The following is a 19,355-nucleotide window of genomic DNA, read 5'->3' on the forward strand; positions in this document are numbered from 1 at the left end:
AGGTTATCCTTTCTGCCGCCTCAGCCGCAGCCCGGTCTTTTTCAGGATGCGGGTGGAGTAGAGGATGTCATTGCCGCGACACGCATCCCCCAGGATCGCGGCGACATCTGCACGCAGGGCCTCGACCTGATCGCACGAAGTGCCGTGGATCATCGCAAAGAGGTTATAGGGCCAATCAGGCAGAGCACGCGGGCGTTCATAGCAATGGCTGACGAACTCCAGATTACCGACCCGCTGACCCAGTTCTGCGACCCGGTTATCATCGACATCCCAGACAGACATGCCATTGGCCGTCATGCCCAAGGCGTAGTGATTGGGGGCCACCGCAATACGGCGGATCACGCCGTTGGCTTGCATTGCGCGCATCCGGTTGCACAGGTCACCTTCGTCCAGTCCCAGATCGGTGGCGATCTGGGCATAGGGGCGCGACACCAGTGGCAGGCCGGACTGGGTGGCGGTGATAATCGCGCGATCTGTCGGGTCCAGTGTCATGCGGCCACCCGGAAGCCAATGAAGAATTCCTGCAACTTCGGAAAAAGCAGCACCTTGATCCCGGTTTCGCTTTCAATCTCATGTGCGACTTCCGCGATTTCGGCTTCGGTTTCCGTGGCGAGCACGAACCACATGTTGAGATCATGGGTGCGCTGGTAATTATGGGCGACCTCCGGGTAGGCGTTGACCGTGGCGACGATATCGTCGAACGCCCTTTCGGGCACGGACATGGCGCAGAGACAAAAAGCGCCGCCCATAGCCGCGGCGTCGAAAAACGGTCCAAAACGAGTGATGACACGCGCCTCTTTCATCGCTTTGAGACGGGATAAAAGCTGGGCCTCGGTGATCCCGAGTTGTAGTGCCACGTCCTCAAAAGGATTGGGGGTGATCGGAAACCCCTCCTGCAGGGTGTTCAAAATCAAACGATCGGTGTCATCAAGTGTCATGCGGCGTCCTTCGGGCAGGCGTCGATCATTGCGCCGGTCTGTTTGAAACAGCGGATCGAGAACAGCGGTTGGTAAGGTGCAGACTGAAATTCCGGCAACGTACGCACTCGGCTGAGCGCACTCATCGCCTCATCCCGGCTGCGGGCATGGATCATCGAGTAGAGCCGATATGGCCAGATACCGTCGACGGGCGTACGTTCGTAGCAAAGGGTAACGCCTGGCTGCGCCGCCAACAAAGGCCCGGCATGCGTGATCGTGTCATGCGGAATATCCCAGACCACCATGGCATTCGACCTCCATCCGAGTGCCCGATGGCGTACGATCACACCGAGCCGGGAAATGATGCCCGCATTGACCAGAACCCCGACACGCTCCAGCAACTCGGCCTCGGTCCAGCCAAGGCGGTGAGCGACGCGCGCATAGGGGCGGTGTTTCAGGGGCAAGCCTTTGGTCAGCGCCTGCAAGAGCGGACGGTCGGTATCCTGAAAGGCCGAAACATCAACCTGTCGTGCTCTGCCAACAGGGGTGGTGGAGCCGTTCAGTGAAAACCCGAGATCGACGTTGAAGGGGCGCACAAGGCGCAGGTCCAGCACACGCAGCCCGGTCAGTGTTTCGATACGGGCAAGAGCTGCGTCCACATGGGCACGGTCGGGGCCTGTGACTACAATCCAGAGGTTCCAATCATGTTCGCGCAGGTAGGAATGGTTAACGCCGGGTTGTGCGCTGATGATGGCCGCCACCTCTTCGATGCGGCGATCGGGCACGGAAATCGCCGCCAGCGTACTGGCAGAGACGGTATTGGGTGCGCAAGTGGCCCCAACCCGTGTTACGCGGCCGTTTTCGCGATGCATGCGCAGGCGTTCCAGCACACTTTCAGCGCTGATCTGCAAAGCTTCAGCCAGCTGATCGAACGGACGCGGCTCGATCGGGAAATCGCGCTGCCAGGCGTCGAGTAGTCTTTCATTCACAAAATCATCAACACCGTCCATCCGTCAAAGCCCCATCTTGTGCGCACGATTGGTAAAGAAGATGCCGGACGGATTAAGCGCCTCTATTTCACGCAATTTCTCAAAATTCTGGGTATCGTAGATCATGATCTTCCCGGCATCGCGCACCGACACCCAAACCTCGTGCCCGCGGGGTGTGAACTCCATATGCAGAACACCCGGGCCGGGCGTGAACTGGTGGATGACCTCTTTGCTCACGGTGTCGATCACCTGAATGGTGTCGTTCAGCGGGTGGGCGAAATTCACCCAGACATGCCGGCCATCGGGCCGCGCAATAGCAAAGACCGGCTGACCGTGGGTTTTGGTACGCCCGGTCTGGATGAGATCACGGGCATCGACCCATAAAACTTCGTGCTGGCCCACGGCAGGCAATACGAACTCGGTGCCCGCCAGTGCCCAACCTTCCAGATGAGGCATCTTGTAAACCGGCAATCCTTCGCGCCCGGCGGCGTATCCCTCAAGGATCGGTGTTGGCGTTGGCTTGTGTTGCCAAAGGTCAAGTGCGGTCAGGTGATCATCGCCAAAAAGCCCGGCGATGTAGGTGCGCCCGTCGGCGGTGACAAGCGCGTCATAAGGATTGGCGCCCATGCCCGTGATCTTGGTAATTTCCGGTTCGGCATCCGACAGATCAACGATCCAGGTTTCGCCATCATCCCACAGGCTGAACACGAACCGCGTTCCCGGTATATCAACAAGGCCAATGGTTTTCGATCCGGTAGGAATGTCGGCCACCAGTTCCAGCGTATCGGCATCAAACACGCGCACACCGCCGGGTTCATAGTTGGACACGGCCACATAGCGGCCATTGTCGGAAATGGCCCCACCGATGGAATTGCCGGCCTGCATGACCCGGCCAACAATACTTTGCGTCAGAATATCGACCTTGGTCAGACCACCATCGCGCCCAAAAACATAGCCAAACCGCGCATCCGGAGAATAAACCAGCGAGGCGTGTGACAGATCACCCAGTCCGGTGATCCGACCGATGCGGGCGCGGTCAGACTGATCCACCACCAGCAAAGATCCTTCGGTGCGCTCAACCACAAGCCCCAGGTCACCGGTGGCTTGCGCAAATGCGGCGGGGGCTGACAGGGCAAACAACAGGAAAAACACACGCAGTTGATTTTGCATCATTCGCCTCCGGTCAAAAGATAATCGACCATCCAGTCGATCTCGGATGTGGTCAGCAAAGGCCGCCAGGCTGGCATCGCTGTGCCCTCGACACCGTCCATGATCACAAGGCTCAGGGTCTGCGCGTCGTAATGTTGCAGCGCCTCGGGGCGAATATCCGGGCCAAGACCGCCTTTGAGCGTCAGGCCGTGACATGATCCACAATCCTGATGCACAAGACGCTTCAGCGCAGATCCATCAGTTGGTGCTTCGCTGGCCCATGCGGTGCTGGCGCAGCATAGGAATGCCACCACTTTATTCACCGGCCACCGCCGCTGGTGAAAACGACGCCTCCGCTGTCGGCAGCAAAGTTTTTTGGTAAAGCGAGACAACCCGGCCGATCACGAAAAGCACCGGTGCGCGCAAGGGAATTGTCTGTGTGTCGACGCCGATCTGGCCGAGATGTGACAGCACTCTGATCTCGCTTGATCTAGTGGCGTTTGACACCGCCAGAACAGGCAGGTTGGCAGGTAAGCCAGCACCGATCAGGCGTAGGGCAATTTCTGCGATGTTGGCAGCGCCCATATAGACCACGAGTGTGGTATCGATATCTGCCAGACTTTCCCAATTCAGATTCAGTGTTTTGTTGGCCGCCAGATGACCGGTGACATAACGTACGCCGGTCGCCAGCCCCCGATGCGTCAGCGGCACTCCTGTTGCCGCAGCCATACCCTGAGCCGCCGAGATACCGGGCGCGTATTCGACAGTAATGCCACGCGCTTGCAAATAGGCCGCTTCTTCCGAACCGCGACCAAAGATCATCGGATCGCCCCCTTTGAGGCGGGCAACGGTCTGCCCTTCCAAGGCCAATTCGGTCAAAATATCGTTGATCTGATTTTGCGGAGTCGGATGGCAATTAGGGGCTTTGCCCACCGAAACCATCGTGGCGGTTGTAGGTGCCAATGCCAGAATTTCGGGGGAAACCAGCCTGTCATAGACAATAGTGTCTGCTGCTTCCAGCATCCGCAGGGCACGCAGTGTTAGCAGTTCTGGATCGCCTGGTCCGGCGCCGATCAGATAGACTTTGCCCGTTAGTGTCATTCGCGGCATTTCCTAAACTTGGCTGTCGATCATGAAGGTCATAGAAAAGGTATGGGGGCCGCTTGACGTGGCCCCCACAAAGCCAGCATCAGTAGACGTCGGCACGGGTGTTATAGACGTTGAACTTGCCGGTTGGCGTGATCAGGCGCTCGTCTTTGATGACATGCTTCATCTCAAGCGTCTTGTCATCCACCACCACAATGGCGGATTCAAGGTTGGCTGCATTCCAAACCGAGAACCAGATCTCATTACCCTCCTTGTTGAACTCACCCTGCACAACGCGGGGCTGACCTTCGGCAATTCCGGCCCATTCGACGATGGGCAACACGGTGTACTCGGGCTCTTCCTGTGCCAGATCACCCACTTTGAAGACCGCGACCGAGCCGGACACTTCGGCATCCGGGTTCAGCGGCGCATCAACATAAAGATGCTCGGACGTGGGGTGGGTCTTTACGAAGAGTGAGCCACCGCCCATCGCATAAAGCTGCTGTACCATCTTCCAGGCATGATCCGGATTGCCTTCAGGGTCGGTGCCGATCAGGGCAACGGTTTCGTCCCCCAGATGTGACGTGACCCAGACCGGACCATAAGTGGGGTGGTTGATATTCGCGCCACGGCCCGGGTGCGGCGTGGCACCTTCGGTGTCGATTAGCGCCGTCAGCGTGCCCTCTTTGGTGTCGATCACGGCCACCTTGTTGCGCGCATTTGCGGCAGTCAGGAAATAACGCTGGCTGCTATCCAGCCCGCCATCGTGCAGGAAACGTTCAGCCTCGATCTCGGTCACTTTCAGGCTTTTGATATCTGAATAGTCGACCAGAAGGATCTTTCCGGTTTCCTTGACGTTGACGATGAATTCAGGCCGGTAGTGCGACGACAGGATCGCGGCAACACGCGGCTCGGGGTGGAAGGTCTGTTCGTCAAAGATCATGCCCCGGGTCGATTTGATCTTGAGCGGCTCTAACGTGTCGCCATCCATGATCACGTATTGGGGCGGCCAATAGCTGCCGGCGATTGCGTATTTATCCTCCCAGCCCTCCATTTTCGACGTCTCAATGGAACGCGCTTCGGAGCCGACTTTGATTTCGGCAACTGTATCTGGTTTCTCCATCCAGAGGTCGATCATGTTGACCTTGGCATCGCGACCGATGACGAAAAGGTAGCGTCCAGAGGCCGAAATACGGCTGATATGAACCGCATAGCCGGTGTCGATCACCGCCTTGATTTCATAGCTGGCGCCGTCGATCAGGGCGATCTGACCTGCATCGCGCAGCGTTACAGAGAACAGGTTGTCGATGTCCCAGTCGTTCATCTTCTCGGTGGGACGATCTTCGGGGGCCACCAGCACTTTCCAGCTGTCGCGCATCTGGGGCATGCCAAATTCCGGCGGCGCCGGTGGCTCCAGCAGCAGGTAGCGTGCCATCATGTCCACGTCTTCTTCGGTCATATCGCCGGATGTGCCCCAGTTGGGCATGCCCGCAGGCGAGCCGTAGGTAATGAAATCGCGCAGATAATCGAAACCGTTTTCGCGGGTAATATCGGTGGTTAAAGCTTTGCCTGTCGCGCCTTTGCGCAGCACACCGTGACAGCCGGCGCAACGCTCAAAATAAATCGTTGTGGCTTTCTGGAATTCTTCCGGCGTCATCACCGGGTCGCCGGGTTTGCGGCCCGGAATTTCGACCTGGATCTGGCCCAGGGTTGTCATGCTGGGCTCATAGGCCGCTGCGGGGCCGTCGGTATGGTCTTTGGGCTTCTCTTGCGCCGATACGCCGGTTACGGCGAGGCCAAGCGCAATCGCTGCACCCGCGAGCAGCGTTGCGCGCCGTCTGGCAGTTGTAGGTTTCATCAGGACTTCTCCACTAGCTGGTGAGGCTGAGGTGATCCTGACGCTGGCCCTGAACGCCGTCCTTGACTTTCGTTAAGGCAGGTCACGTGGTCGCAGATCAGAAGGGGGGATGACCCGTTCCTCCCTCTTAATTGTCCTGGGTTGGCTGTGCGCGATAAGTCTCATTTGTTTCCCTCGCCCAATTTTCGCCGATGACGTTCGGCCTTTCACAGGCGAGGAGGCCAATGGCGCAGCCCCAGCCCGCGATGTCGCCGCAGCGCTCTTTGGTCTCAAAGAGTTGCCAAACGTAACCCGAACTGCTGGTGATGCACCCGGATGGTCAGTGTCGTTGGGGACGGAAACGGTCGGGCACATCATGTCGACCTGGGAGGTGCTGCGGTCGGTTGGATACTCGGGCAAACCGCTGGATGTGCTGGTCGCGGTGTCGTTCGAAGGCAGCATCGCCGGGGCACGGCTCATGCGTCACAACGAGCCGATCCTTACGTTGGGCCTATCTGATCAGGACATTGAAAGGTTTGTCACGGGCTTTGCAGGGGTTAATCTGATGGATCCCGGCGGCGCCGGAACAGGGCCTGACGCCCCCGACATCATTTCGCGCGCCACCGTTTCAACCGGCGTTATCCGCGATGCGATCCTGCGCACCGCCCGCCTGCTGGCAATCAGTCGCGGGCTTGTTCCCGGCGGCGGCATCGACCGGATCGGTTTCGCATCACAGAGCTGGGCGGAACTAGAGGCCATGGGCGCCGTTCGCCACCACGTTGTGACCCTCAGCGAAGCCCACGCGGCCCTGCCGGGCGCAAAGCCGCCAATTCCGGAAGGTTCCGCGCCCTTTATCGACCTTTGGGTGGCGCTGGCAGACACGCCAACCATTGGCCGCAACATACTGGGGGAACAACAGTTCAACCGCGTGACCGGGGCACTGGAACCCGAAGAATACTTGCTTTTTGTCGCGTCTCACGGGCTCTATTCTCACCGCGGAACCAACTGGCGCCGCAGCGGTGTGTTTGATCGGCTGATGATACGACAGGGCAAAGTGGACTTTCCGCTGACCGACGCGGGCTACACCCGAATTGATAAACTGCCGCTCTGGGATGCGCCGCCATTCAAGGAACGCAGCCTGTTTCGCATCCGCGGGGGTCGCTTTGATCCCACCCAACCCTTCGAGCTGGCTTTTACGGCGTCGCGGTCAACAGCAGCAGGGCAAGACACATCATTTACGCTGTCGCTTGACTACCAATTGCCCGACCGCTTTGTGCAGGCTCCGCCAGCCGAGGTGGCGCCGTTGTGGCATCGCACCTGGGCGGAGAAGAAATTTGCCGTCATCAGCGTTGCGGCGATGCAAGTCTCGCTCACCCTGATCCTGCTCTTTCAGGAACCTCTGGTACGCAGAAAACGCCTGTGGCTCCGCATAAGACTGGCCTATCTGACGATCACATTAGTCTGGCTGGGTTGGGTGCTGAACGGGCAACTTTCCGTGGTTCAGGTTGTTGCTTTCCTGCAATCGATGCTGGCCGGTTTCAGATGGGAGACGTTCTTGATCGAACCGGTGATTTTCACCTTGTGGGCGGGTGTCGCGATGGGATTGCTGTTTTGGGGGCGCGGTGTGTTCTGTGGCTGGTTGTGTCCGTTTGGCGCCCTTCAGGAACTTTCTAACCTCTTGGCCCGGCGTCTGGGCGTGCCTCAGCTATCCGTGCCCCACGCGGTGCATGAACGCCTGTGGATGATCAAATACATCCTCTTCATGGCGATCCTCGCGCTGTCCTTCTATTCGATGCGCGATGCGTTGATCCTGGCCGAGGTCGAACCGTTCAAAACCGCTATCTCGCTGCGGATGGTCCGGGCCTGGCCTTATGTAGCCTTCGTTCTCATACTGTTGATGGCGGGTCTCTTCATCGAGCGTTTCTATTGTCGGTACCTCTGCCCCCTTGGGGCGGCACTGTCGATTCCGGCAAAGCTGAAAGTTTTCGACTGGCTGCATCGGCGCCCGCAATGCGGCCGGGAATGCAGGCTTTGCGAGACTAAGTGCACCGTGGGGGCGATTGATCCGCTGGGCCGGATCAACGCCAATGAATGCGTCTTATGTCTGCGGTGTCAGGTGGTGATGAATGATCCCGAAACCTGCCCGGTGCTCAAACGCCGAGCGCGCGCCAATGTCGCACCCTCACCGACGCCTCAATCCCAAACGCCTTGACTTTAGACAAGGCTGTGGTGTCCGCACGGGCGCATTGTGACCAAATTATTAACGCAGCGCAAAGGAGAACGCGATGCGCGAAGTCATGACCAAGAGCATGGCCCGGAATATCTTTTTTGGCGGGTCTTTGTTCTTTATCATCATTTTCCTGGGGCTGTCGCTTCACTCTCACCGATATATCGTCACTACATCCACCAATCACGAAGGCATCACGGAAAGCGTCGCCCTGGGCAAACGTGTCTGGGAGCGTCACGCCTGCATCAACTGCCACACGATCATGGGCGAAGGCGCTTATTTCGCCCCGGAACTGGCGAATGTGATGGAGAGATGGGGCGTTCAGGAAGATCCGGACGAAGCGTTCGAGACCCTGAAGTCCTGGATGGAAGCGATGCCGACCGGTATCGAAGGTCGCCGCCAGATGCCCAATTTCGGACTGTCGGACGAAGAATACCGCGCCCTTAGCGATTTCCTGCTCTGGACGGGCGAAGTCGATACTCAGGGCTGGCCGCCCAATGATGCGGGCTGAGAAAGGACGTCAAAAATGAAATATCAAACACAGAAAATCGCCTTTGCGTATTTTGCTGTCGCCCTGGCACTGTTTGCCGTCCAGATTCTGGGCGGGCTGCTGGCCGGCTGGGTCTATGTGATGCCCAACACCCTGTCCGAGCTTTTGCCATTCAACATCATCCGGATGCTGCATACCAACAGCCTGATCGTCTGGCTGTTGCTGGGCTTCTTCGGGGCCGCCTATTTCCTGATCCCGGAAGAGGCCGAGCGCGAGATACATTCGCCCACAATCGCCTATCTGCAACTGATCATTCTTGTCCTCGGCACCGCAGGTGTGGTGGTGACTTACGTGTTCAACCTCTTCGAGGGGAACTGGTTACTGGGAAAGGAAGGCCGCGAATTCCTTGAGCAACCCAAATGGGTCAAGATGGGAATCGTCGTGGCCGCGCTCATGTTCCTCTACAACGTCACCATGACGGTGCTGAAAGGCAAGAAGACCGCGATTAGCAATATCCTTCTTCTGGGCCTCTGGGGTCTGGCGCTTCTGTTTCTCTTTGCCTTCTACAACCCGGAAAACCTGTCACTGGACAAGCAATACTGGTGGTATGTCGTCCACCTGTGGGTCGAGGGCGTGTGGGAGTTGATCATGGCCTCAATCCTGGCCTACCTGATGCTGAAGCTGACCGGCGTCGACCGTGAAGTGGTGGAAAAATGGCTCTATGTCATTGTTGCCGCCGCACTTTTCTCGGGTATTCTGGGTACCGGCCACCACTATTACTGGATCGGCTCGCCCGCGTATTGGCAATGGATCGGTTCGATCTTCAGCTCGCTTGAGGTGATCCCGTTCTTCGCGATGATGGCGTTTGCCTTTATCATGGTCTGGAAAGGACGCCGGGATCACCCGAACAAGGCGGCACTGCTCTGGAGCTTGGGCTGTGCCACGCTGGCCTTCTTTGGCGCGGGCGTCTGGGGTTTTCTGCACACGCTGCACGGGGTCAACTATTACACCCACGGCACCCAGATCACTGCCGCCCACGGTCACTTGGCCTTTTACGGCGCCTATGTCTGCCTGAACCTTGCGATCTTCACCTACGCATTCCCGATCCTGAAAGGGCGCGATCCTTATAATCAGGTGCTGAACATGGCCTCGTTCTGGCTGATGTCCGGCGGCATGGTGTTCATGACATTTACCCTGACATTCGCGGGCACCGTGCAGACGCATATGCAGCGCGTCGTGGGGGATTATTTCATGGACGTTCAAGACGCGATCTCCATCTTCTACTGGATGCGTTTCGGCTCCGGCGTGGTGGTTCTGATCGGGGTTCTGCTGTTCCTCTATTCGATCCTGGTGCCGCGCCGCGAGGTTATCTCGCCTGATGCAACTGTCGCGGCGGAGTGAGCGTTTTGGATGGATCGTGCAAACCTGTGGAGGGGGCGTCCAAAAAGGCAACAGACGCCCCCTTCTATCTGGCGCAGGGCGACGAATGCGCTCTGTTCGAGGCGGCCAGCGCCAACAACTTGCCGATGCTGCTGAAAGGGCCCACGGGCTGCGGCAAGACGCGCTTTGTCTCGCATATGGCGGCGCGGCTGAACCGTCCGCTTTATACGGTTGCCTGCCATGATGACCTGTCGGCAGCCGATCTGATCGGGCGCTATCTGCTGAAAGGGGGTGAGACGGTCTGGGTCGATGGTCCTCTGACCCGGGCCGTACGTGAGGGCGCGATCTGCTATCTCGACGAGGTTGTCGAGGCGCGCAAGGACGTGACCGTGGTTCTACACCCGCTGACTGATGACCGCCGTATCCTGCCCATCGACCGCACCGGCGAAGAACTGGAAGCGGCCCCCGGCTTCATGCTGGTAGCTTCGTATAACCCGGGCTACCAGAACATACTGAAGACGCTGAAGCCGTCGACACGTCAGCGTTTCGTCGCGGCGGAATTCGATTTTCCGCCACCTGATCTGGAAACCGATATCGTAGCCCGTGAAAGCGGGTTGGACAGCGCAAGGGTCAGGTCTCTTGTGCGTCTTGCGGTCAAGTTGAGGGCCCTGAAAGGACAGGATCTTGAAGAAGGCGTCTCAACCCGGCTGATTGTCTATGCGGCCACGCTGATTGCACAAGGCATGCCGGTTGAACGCGCGGTTGAGGCCGCGATGATCGAGCCGCTGACGGATGACGCTGATATCAAACGCGGGCTCCTAGATCTTGTCGTGGCCATCTTTGGGTGAGGTATGGTCACGAGCGGGATTGAAATCGAGCCATGGGAACCCGAGGAAACCATCGGCAAACTGTGGCACGCTTTTGCCAGCCGCCTGGATGCGCCAGAGGTGCATCACGGAGCCGCTGTTGACCTTTCTGAGGTCATCGGGCGGCTGGCTGTTTTCTTCCGGGGATTGGGTGGCGGGCAATCGGTTGATCTGCGCCCGGTCAGTGCTGAGGTCAGCCGGCACCGCTTAAGTTTCTTGCGTCGGTTGGGCGCCGAAACTGAAATCCTGCCGCGCGCCAGCTTTGACGGCGAAACCCTCAGGTTACCCGAACGGCTCGCGGTTTTCCCCTCACGCGAAGCCAACGGCGCGCTCTACCTGTGGCTGACGGCTGCGGCTGCACATGCCGCTGAACATGTGCCCGAAGCGGATCCTTTACGGGCTGATTTGCGCGCAATTGCAGCGGCGCAAAGAATGGTCGCGGTGACGCTGACCGAAGCCCCGGGTTTGCGAGAGCTGTATCAAACGCTCTGCGCCATAGCCCTGCATCATCGCGCCACCGCGAAGCTGCCCAGAACCGAAGCTGCCGTCGAAGCACTTATTCGCAAGGCATTGGGGGATGCCGCACCATTGCCGGATGTAGCTAAAGCGCTGCGCGATACTCCACTTTCCGAGCTTGAGGCACCGCGAAAATATCAGCCATTTCAACCGGTTCCCCTGTGGCCAGATCTGCGCGAACTGGTATTCAGTGCGTCAGACAGTGTAGAGACCCGCGATACCGATGGGCCCCCTGAGGACGGCGGCGACGGCACTCACCGCGCCCGGCGCAAACAGGCTGACCAGGCCGAGCGCAATGACAGCCTGATCCTGCATAAGTTCGAGGCAATCCTGAGTTGGGCGGAATTTCTGAACCTCAACCGCCGGGTCGATGATGATGACCCGGACAATGCCAAGAAAGCGGCGGATGATCAGGATGAAATTGGATTAGGACAGATTTCCAAGGCCCCCGCCACCCGGCTGAAACTGCATCTCGATCTTGCCCCTGAAGACGTTGACCGGGAACGACTATCCGGCGTTCTGACCTATCCGGAATGGGATGCGCGCGCCGGTCAGTACCTGCCGAACCATGTGACTGTTTTGACCAGTAAGGCCGAACTGGGGGAAGACGTGCCCTCTTTTCGCGACGATCCACAGGCGCAGCGGCGCATTCGTCAGGTGAAAAAGCAGTTTGAGGCGCTGCGCCCCGGTCGCGTTTCAGTACCGGGATGTTTGGACGGCGATGAACTGGATATGGAGGCGGCAGTGCGCGCCCGGGTCGATATCATGGCCAATGGCGCGGGCAGTAATCGCATCTGGCGGCAAACCCGGCCACAGGCGCGCAATCTGGCCGTGTCGATATTGCTGGATGTATCACGCTCAACCGAAAGCGCCGTGCACGACCGGGCGGTGATCGATATCGAACGCGAAGCGCTGGCCGCGCTGAGTTGGGGGCTTGACGCCTGCGGCGACGATTTCGCGATCCATGCGTTTTCATCGCTCAAACGCAACCGCGTCTACATTCAGCGGTGCAAGGCATTTGCCGAGCCGATGAGCATCATGATTGAGGACCGTATCGGCGGGTTGCGCCCGGGCTTCTACACCCGGCTTGGAGCGGCAATCCGGCATGCGTCGGCTGATCTGGCGCGGCAAAGCAAAAAGCGGCGGCTGTTGCTGGTCATTACCGATGGTAAACCCAATGACCTAGATCATTACGAAGGGCGGCACGGCATCGAAGACACTTCAATGGCGGTCCGAGAGGCGCGTCGTGCGGGCCATGCGGTTTTCGGCGTGACCATCGACAAAAATGCAAAAAGCTGGCTTCCACGCCTATTTGGCCGAGGCGGCTTCCACGTCATTCCCAATCCTGAAAAACTGACCGAGGCCCTTCCGTTGATCTACCGCGAGCTTGTCGGCGCATGAGCGACACAAGCGTGCTGGATGAATTGCCGGGCGAGTTGCTGATGTGGGTCCTGATCATTAGCGAGCTACTGGTCTTCGGTGCCGGTCTGGTCGCGTTCTTATCCGTGCGCGCGACCGATCCTGACGGATTTGCACAAGCGCAGAGCGCGTTGCATCGCACCGGGGCTGGCATCAATACGATTATCCTGATTACCAGTGGATTTCTGGCGGCGCTGGCGCATCAGTTGCGGCTCGCTGGATCACGCGGCAGGGCACGCATGGCGCTGATTTCTGCAGCAAGTTTGGGTGTTATCTTTCTATGGGTCAAGGGCCTTGAATACGCATCTAAAGCAGCCGGAGGCATTAGCTGGGAAACACATCCGTTTTTCACCTTCTACTACTTGTTAACCGGATTTCATGCGGCACATGTGGTGGCTGGCATATTGCTGTTATTGCTGGTCGCCTGCTACGACGCTCCCCGCAATATCGAGACCGGGGTCGCGTTCTGGCACATGGTGGACCTCGTGTGGTTACTGTTATTTCCTGTGATCTACCTGCTGCAATGAAAGATCAGCAACTACATATCGCCTGGGGCTCGCTGATGGCACTCAGCTTGGGATCGACCTTGCTTTCACAGCCCGGCATCTGGGCCTTGTGGCCCGTCGCTGCGGGTGTCGGCGCGCTGGTGCTGGCGTGGCTGAAAGCACGCATCGTCCTGTCGCGATATCTGGGTCTGGCAGCGGCGCCATCGTGGCAGCGCGGATTCGAAATCTCTCTTGCCCTCTTTTGCCTGTTGCTGCTGGGGCTCTACCTGCTGCCACACTATCCCGGCTGACAAACCTGCCGGATCGGAATGGCATCATCACCAATACAGCCAGCAGACACAACAATCAGAGCGCTTTGTTCCAGGCGGTCGCGGGGTCAATCTTGGCATAAGAGCGCAGCGCGGCGACATCATTGACCGAGGCGTGGTTTTTGGCGATTTTCACCCCCACCTTGCGCAATTTCGAAAACGCACGTGACAGGCTTTCCGGTTTCATCCCCAAGCGGCCCGCGATCAGTATCTTGTCATAGGGCAGCGTGACCATGCAGCTTCCCGTATCACAGTGACAAAGGTCAAGAATGAAATCCGCGACCCGCTGCGCACCGGTCTGGGCCTTCATCTGTTCCAGCTGCGACACCATTTCATGCAGATGTTGAAAGGTTGATGCCAGCACCGAAACACATAATTCGGGTTCCTTTTTCATCATGGCGATAAGAGACCGGGCCGAAATCAACAAGAGTTTGCATTCCGTCACCGCCTCGGCTGAAACCGGGTAGCTTTCATGCCTGAAGGCGACCGCTTCACCAAAACTGTGGCTGCGGGTGAACACATTCACGATAGCCTCGTTACCGTTTGGCGCTATACGATAGAGTTTGACCCAGCCATCCAGGACAACGTGGATCACATTGGCTTCATCGCCTTGCAGAAATACAGTTTCCCCGCGGCCATATTGCCGGATTGTTGCGTTGGCCAGTAGATTGTCGACAACGGTGTCCGGTAGGTTTTTCATTAACAGCGACGCACTGGCGATCTGTCGGTCCAACGGTAGAAGCATAACGATACCTCCTCAAATATCCAGCCCAAAACTGGGATGCGGGAAAACACGATTGAGAAAAAAGGTGCAATTCTGCGTTGTTCACCTTTGGATTGCAGTCCGAACCGGAGGTCTATTATATCAGCGCATTCATCGCTCGGTAACCCGATACCGGGCAAATTTGCTGCGAATTAGACCCGACCCAGAGGTTGCCCGCAGATCAAAGCAGATATGAGGTGACCTCCCGCGGGGCCAGATCAGTGGTCACCGAGACGGCGGTAATAATAACACGCGTCCTCATCACCGAAACTGCAACCGTAGTCATATAGTGCACGTGCGAGGGTCATGTCTGTGGGTTCGCCGCCCCTGCCCTTGCGATAGTGGTCGGCGACAAACCCGCAGGCCTGACCGTCGCCACCAAGGCAGGCAATCAGGTCGAAGACAGGTTTCGTTTTCGCGGGCACATCGAAGAGGCCCGAGAGATAGTCGCAGCCGCGGGCATTCCCATAGCCGCAAGCCTTCAGATAGTATTCGCCAGCAACATTGTCGTCTTCCGAGCCGACAGCGTCATCTCCAAGCTCATAGAACAAACCCAGGCTTGTGCAGGCCTCGCCATGCCCCGTATCGCAGGCACGGCTGTAGTAATCGGCCGAGATGTCGTGCCGGCTAAGATGCCCCTGATCCTGATAGCTCTGGCCGTAGCGGTAGCACGCCTCGTTTCTACCGTTGTCGCACAGGTGCACATAAATGGCGCGCGCCTGATCTTCGTCCCGCCCTTCATGCGCCAGGGCGATATAGGTCTGATAAAGACCAGCAAGCGCCAGGCACTGATCCTGCTCCCCGGCAGCGCAGGCCACCCGCATTCGACGGGCAGGGGCGTGAAAATATAGACCGAAATCCTGAAGCCTCGGGGCAAGGGCTGCTTCGAAGCCGCCAAGGTTTTTGCGCAAGTCGCGCCGTTCGATGGCAAGACGGGTACGTTCGGCATCCTCGCATGTGTCGGTTTCAAGCCTGATCTGACAGGCAAGCCTGTAGAAATGATGGGCTTGGTTAATGTCTTGAGTAACAAGGTCGGAATAGAGGTACTTGCCACCAAGCATATCGCAGGCGGCCGCGCCGCCATTGGTGCATGTCTCAGACAAAAGCGCCATCATTCGAGAATGGTCTCCCGTCTTGGTATTCTCCGGATCAAACATGCGCGCGAGATCTGTGCAGCCGTCAAGATGGCCCAATTCGCAAGAGCGGGTGTAAAATTCTTTTGCAGCATCCGGATTTTGCGGAAGTTCAAGGCCGGTATAATCATCGCCCAGGCTAAGCCTGCCCAACAGACCACAGGCCTGGCCTTCGTCATCGGCGCAGAGGTCTTCTAGCATATCAAGACGATCCTGGGGGGCGAGGATGGGTTCAGCCCAGACCGGCCCCGCGCGAATGTTGATCCCGAAGGCACAAGCATGGGCCAGGCCGCCGCGTACCGCGTTTCTCAGTAGTCAGATGGCGCAAAAATCAAAAGGGCGCCTCAGTCGAAACGCCCTTTTATGATTCTCAAAACCCTATCAGCTTGGGCGGATGCCCCTAAGCCGCTCGGATCGGCGGCGCAGCAACTCGACCGTTGTCAGCAGGCAGATCGAGATCACCACGAGGATCGTTGCGACCGCCAGAATGGTCGGGCTGATCTGTTCACGCAGCCCGGTGAACATCTGCCACGGCAGGGTTTTCTGGCTTGCGGAGCCCACGAAAAGCACCACCACCACCTCGTCAAACGATGTGATGAAAGCGAACAAGCCACCCGAAATCACGCCCGGCAGAATGAGCGGCATCTGCACCTTGAAGAAGGTTGTCACCGGATCGGCCCCCATATTGGCCGCCGCGCGGGTCAGCGACCGGTCAAAGCCCACCAGCGTTGCGGTCACCGTGATGATCACGAAGGGAATGCCCAGAACCGCATGCGCCAGAACGACTTTCACGTAGCCCACGAAGTTCTTGTTCATCCCCAGCGTGCCTTCGAGGAAGTTGCCGACCTGGCTGTAGAAGAAGAACATACCCGTAGCCGAAATGATCAGCGGCACGATCATCGGCGAAATCAGGATCGCCATGATCGCCCGCCGGAACGGTACGTGGCTCTGGCTGAGGCCGATGGCCGCAAGCGTCCCCAGCGACACCGATATTACGGTCGCAATCGGAGCGATGATCAGCGAGTTCTTGAAACTGCGCTGCCATTCGTTGTTGTTCCAGAAGTCCCGGTAGTGTTTCAGCGAATAGCCTTCGGGATCAAACCGCAGCATCTCAGGCGTGAAGGTAAAGAAATCCTCGGCGTTGAAGCTGAGCGGCAGCACCACAAGGATAGGTGTGATCAGGAAGATGAAGATCAGCGCGCATATTACCCGGAATGTATAATACCAGACGCGTTGGCCGAATGTCGCATAGATTGGCAGGCTCATGTCGCGTTACCCCAGTTTAACATTGTCGATGCCCACAATCTTGTCATAGGCCCAATAGAGGATCAGCACGACCACCAGCAGGATCGTCCCCAACGCGGCCGCAAGACCCCAGTTGAGTGAGCTTGAGATGTGATACGCGATCCGGTTCGAGATGAAGACACCCTTGGTGCCACCGACGATTTCGGGCGTGATGTAGTAGCCAATCGCCAGAATGAAGACGAGTATCGAGCCCGCGCCGATGCCCGGAATGGATTGCGGGAAATAGACCCGCCAGAACGAAGTCCAATCGGTTGCACCCAATGATTTTGCGGCGCGCACATAGGTCGGGTTGATCGTCTGCATCACCGAATACATCGGCAGGATCATAAAGGGCAGCAGGATGTGGGTCATTGCCACGATCGTGCCGAACTGGTTGTTGATGATGATCAGCCGGTTGGCATCATCCACCAGCCCGATCCAGACCAGCACGTCGTTAATCACCCCTTGCTGTTGCAGCATCACCTTCCACGCGGACGTCCGCACCAGAAGCGACGTCCAGAAGGGCAGCAACACGAGGATCATGAGCAGGTTCGCCTTGGCGGCCGGCAGGTTCGCCAGAATCCATGCCACCGGATACCCCAGAAGAATGCACGAGCCCATGATCACCAGCGACATGATCAGGGTGCGGATGAACAACTTGATCAGGATCTGCTTGTTCTCGGGCTGGGCCTGGATGCCGTCCGGGGTTTTTTGCATGTCGATCGCATTCAGGAAATACCCGTTGGTAATCGCCCCCGAATGCGTCTGGATCGTTTTCCAGGTTTCGATATCGCCCCAGCCATCATGCAGCTCAAGGAACTTCTCCTTGAACGGCGCATCGGCTACGGGATCCCATTTCTTGATCGTGCGGCCCGATTTGCGGAACATCGAGGCAATGCCGGTTTGCTCGTAGTTCAGCCGCGTGGCCAGCTTCGTGTGCTGCTTGGCGTTTACGGCGATAACCATGTCGCGTGCGAGCGCATCATAGACATCTTCGCCGGGCAATTCGCCGCTTGAAGCGTCCCACGCGGCCAGCAGAGGCACGGTTTCCGGCAAGGTATTCTGCACGATGTCGTTCTCGACCGAGCGGGACAACATGCTGATGATCGGAACAATGAACGAAATCAGCACGAAGATAAGCAGTGGTGCAATCAACAACAGTGCGCGGATTTTCTGCACCCTGAGAGCTTTGGCCAGACTGCGTTTTAGCGGTGTACCGTCTGCGGCCAATACAGGGCCGGTATCTGCAGTGTCACTCATGTCATCCCCGTCGGTTTTCTTGTTCAGGTCCACACCGGTTCAGGTATGGGCAGGGAAGGGGCAGACAGGCCGCCCCCTCCCGTAGATTTCAACCGGCTTATTGTGCCAGCCACGCCTGGAATTTGGCGTCGATGTCGTCGCGGTAATCTGCCCAGAATTCGTAGTTATAGAGGAACGTGTTCTTGGCGTTTTCCGGGTCGGTCGGCATGTGCGGCGCCATGTCGATACCCAGTTCCGCGTGCTTGCCGACCAGCGGTGCCGACGACTTGCGTGCCGGGCCATAGCTGATCCACTTGGCCTGATCCGCCAGACGCTGGGTGTCGGTCGCGAACATGATGTAGTCCAGCGCACGGGCCTTACGCTCGTCGCTCAGACCGGCAGGAATGATCCAGCCGTCAAGGTCAAACACCTGCGCGTCCCACAGCATGCCCACGGGCTGCTTCTGTTCTTCGATCACGCTGAACAGGCGGCCGTTATAGGTGGACCCCATGACAACTTCGCCGTCCGCCAGAAGTTGCGGCGTGTCAGCACCTGCCGACCACCAGACAACCTGGTCTTTGATCGAGTCCAGCTTGGCCAGCGCCTGATCCTGACCTTCCGGCGTTGCCAGAACGTCGTAGACGTCATCCTTTGCGACACCGTCACAGATCAGCGCCCATTCCATGTTGTTGATCGGACGCTTTTCAAGCGAACGCTTGCCCGGATAGGCATCCAGATCGAAGACTGCGCAGACATCGGTCGGCGCGTTGTCACCCACCAGATCGGTGCGATAACCGAAAGTGGTTGAATAGACGATCTGCGGGATGAAGCAGTCGCCAACCAGCAGTTCACCGAAATCTTCCGAAGCAGGCGTGCCGTCGGGTGCTGGTGCCAGCATCGTATCGGGGTCGATTTCCATGGCCAGACCTTCGTCGCACAGGCGAAGCGCATCCGCGGCGACCACGTCAACCACATCCCAGGTGATGTTATCAGCTTCGGCCATCGCCCGCAGCTTTGCCACGGCTTCTGCCGAGCTGTCATCGTTGATGATGGTGACACCGCTCTTTTCCGAATACGGATCATGATAGGCATTCTTTTGCGACTTCGAATAGGCACCGCCCCATGACACGATGGTCATTTCCTGGGCCGCCGCCGCACCTGCAGCGACAGTTAGCGCCGTCGTGGCAAGTAGAATTTTGGTAAGTTTCATACTCATTTCTCCCTAAGAGTGCCCGTTAGCTACATT

At 58.0% G+C, this 19,355-nt stretch carries 18 protein-coding genes and 1 pseudogene; 7 read left to right on the forward strand and 12 right to left on the reverse strand.

Going from position 1 to position 19,355, the window contains the following annotated elements; genetic code table 11:
* Positions 1 to 3 precede the first annotated feature (3 nt).
* The 7 genes from ahbB (LC334_RS12360) to LC334_RS12390 all read right to left on the reverse strand — a co-directional run bounded on the left by ahbB (LC334_RS12360) (position 4) and on the right by LC334_RS12390 (position 5,999).
* Positions 4 to 492 carry a siroheme decarboxylase subunit beta gene (ahbB, locus tag LC334_RS12360; RefSeq protein ID WP_085801025.1) on the reverse strand — a complete coding sequence of 163 codons (489 nt, stop codon included), beginning with the start codon at positions 490 to 492 and terminating at the stop codon, positions 4 to 6.
* The gene (locus LC334_RS12365; RefSeq protein WP_085801024.1) at positions 489 to 938 is read right to left on the reverse strand and encodes an Lrp/AsnC family transcriptional regulator; all 450 of its coding nucleotides are present in this window, start codon (positions 936 to 938) and stop codon (positions 489 to 491) included. The genes ahbB (LC334_RS12360) and LC334_RS12365 overlap by 4 nt, the downstream gene beginning before the upstream one ends.
* Positions 935 to 1,927: a siroheme decarboxylase subunit beta gene (gene ahbB, locus LC334_RS12370; RefSeq protein WP_085801023.1), complete on the reverse strand. Its 993-nt coding sequence runs from the start codon at positions 1,925 to 1,927 to the stop codon at positions 935 to 937. Before ahbB (LC334_RS12370) ends, LC334_RS12365 begins: the two co-directional genes overlap by 4 nt.
* Positions 1,928 to 1,930: 3 nt before the next feature.
* Positions 1,931 to 3,079: a cytochrome D1 domain-containing protein gene (locus tag LC334_RS12375; RefSeq protein ID WP_139836422.1), complete on the reverse strand. Its 1,149-nt coding sequence runs from the start codon at positions 3,077 to 3,079 to the stop codon at positions 1,931 to 1,933.
* On the reverse strand, positions 3,076 to 3,378 hold the full coding sequence (locus tag LC334_RS12380) for a c-type cytochrome (RefSeq protein WP_085801021.1): 303 nt from the start codon (positions 3,376 to 3,378) through the stop codon (positions 3,076 to 3,078). Before LC334_RS12380 ends, LC334_RS12375 begins: the two co-directional genes overlap by 4 nt.
* Complete coding sequence (gene cobA, locus LC334_RS12385) at positions 3,371 to 4,156, reverse strand: uroporphyrinogen-III C-methyltransferase (RefSeq protein WP_085801106.1); 786 nt, start codon at positions 4,154 to 4,156, stop codon at positions 3,371 to 3,373. Before cobA ends, LC334_RS12380 begins: the two co-directional genes overlap by 8 nt.
* Before the next feature lie 88 nt (positions 4,157 to 4,244).
* On the reverse strand, positions 4,245 to 5,999 hold the full coding sequence (locus LC334_RS12390; RefSeq protein WP_085801020.1) for a nitrite reductase: 1,755 nt from the start codon (positions 5,997 to 5,999) through the stop codon (positions 4,245 to 4,247).
* A gap of 355 nt (positions 6,000 to 6,354) precedes the next feature.
* Between LC334_RS12390 and LC334_RS12395 the strand changes: the two genes are divergently transcribed.
* The 7 genes from LC334_RS12395 (at position 6,355) to LC334_RS12425 (ending at position 13,672) form a co-directional block, all read left to right on the forward strand.
* Positions 6,355 to 8,190: a NosR/NirI family protein gene (locus tag LC334_RS12395; RefSeq protein ID WP_223412970.1), complete on the forward strand. Its 1,836-nt coding sequence runs from the start codon at positions 6,355 to 6,357 to the stop codon at positions 8,188 to 8,190.
* Positions 8,191 to 8,263: 73 nt separating this feature from the next.
* A complete protein-coding gene (locus LC334_RS12400; RefSeq protein ID WP_085801018.1) occupies positions 8,264 to 8,716 on the forward strand; it encodes a c-type cytochrome in 453 nt (150 codons plus the stop codon).
* A 15-nt stretch (positions 8,717 to 8,731) separates the two neighbouring features.
* Positions 8,732 to 10,096 (forward strand): cbb3-type cytochrome c oxidase subunit I, encoded by a 1,365-nt coding sequence (locus LC334_RS12405; RefSeq protein ID WP_085801017.1) that lies wholly within the window; start codon positions 8,732 to 8,734, stop codon positions 10,094 to 10,096.
* A 5-nt stretch (positions 10,097 to 10,101) separates the two neighbouring features.
* Positions 10,102 to 10,923, forward strand: a complete 822-nt coding sequence (locus LC334_RS12410) for a CbbQ/NirQ/NorQ/GpvN family protein (protein WP_085801105.1) — start codon at positions 10,102 to 10,104, stop codon at positions 10,921 to 10,923.
* 3 nt (positions 10,924 to 10,926) lie between these two features.
* Positions 10,927 to 12,858: a nitric oxide reductase activation protein NorD gene (locus LC334_RS12415; protein ID WP_085801016.1), complete on the forward strand. Its 1,932-nt coding sequence runs from the start codon at positions 10,927 to 10,929 to the stop codon at positions 12,856 to 12,858.
* Positions 12,855 to 13,403 (forward strand): cytochrome c oxidase subunit 3, encoded by a 549-nt coding sequence (locus tag LC334_RS12420; protein ID WP_085801015.1) that lies wholly within the window; start codon positions 12,855 to 12,857, stop codon positions 13,401 to 13,403. Before LC334_RS12415 ends, LC334_RS12420 begins: the two co-directional genes overlap by 4 nt.
* On the forward strand, positions 13,400 to 13,672 hold the full coding sequence (locus LC334_RS12425) for a hypothetical protein (RefSeq protein WP_085801014.1): 273 nt from the start codon (positions 13,400 to 13,402) through the stop codon (positions 13,670 to 13,672). Before LC334_RS12420 ends, LC334_RS12425 begins: the two co-directional genes overlap by 4 nt.
* Positions 13,673 to 13,727: 55 nt before the next feature.
* Here LC334_RS12425 and LC334_RS12430 read toward each other — a convergent pair whose 3' ends face one another.
* The 5 genes and pseudogenes from LC334_RS12430 to LC334_RS12450 all read right to left on the reverse strand — a co-directional run bounded on the left by LC334_RS12430 (position 13,728) and on the right by LC334_RS12450 (position 19,319).
* Entirely contained in the window at positions 13,728 to 14,435 is a 708-nt protein-coding gene (locus LC334_RS12430) for a Crp/Fnr family transcriptional regulator (RefSeq protein WP_085801013.1), read from the reverse strand.
* Positions 14,436 to 14,671: 236 nt separating this feature from the next.
* The gene (locus LC334_RS12435) at positions 14,672 to 15,787 is read right to left on the reverse strand and encodes a tetratricopeptide repeat protein (protein ID WP_085801012.1); all 1,116 of its coding nucleotides are present in this window, start codon (positions 15,785 to 15,787) and stop codon (positions 14,672 to 14,674) included.
* Between the two features lie 180 nt (positions 15,788 to 15,967).
* Positions 15,968 to 16,846, reverse strand: a pseudogene (locus LC334_RS12440) (ABC transporter permease); the annotation flags it as partial.
* A 12-nt stretch (positions 16,847 to 16,858) separates the two neighbouring features.
* Positions 16,859 to 18,130 carry an ABC transporter permease gene (locus tag LC334_RS12445; RefSeq protein ID WP_085801104.1) on the reverse strand — a complete coding sequence of 424 codons (1,272 nt, stop codon included), beginning with the start codon at positions 18,128 to 18,130 and terminating at the stop codon, positions 16,859 to 16,861.
* Positions 18,131 to 18,227: 97 nt separating this feature from the next.
* Entirely contained in the window at positions 18,228 to 19,319 is a 1,092-nt protein-coding gene (locus tag LC334_RS12450; RefSeq protein ID WP_085801010.1) for an extracellular solute-binding protein, read from the reverse strand.
* Positions 19,320 to 19,355 lie beyond the last annotated feature (36 nt).

The sequence above is a fragment of the Roseovarius aestuarii genome (genome assembly GCF_019966515.1).
GTDB lineage: Bacteria > Pseudomonadota > Alphaproteobacteria > Rhodobacterales > Rhodobacteraceae > Roseovarius > Roseovarius aestuarii.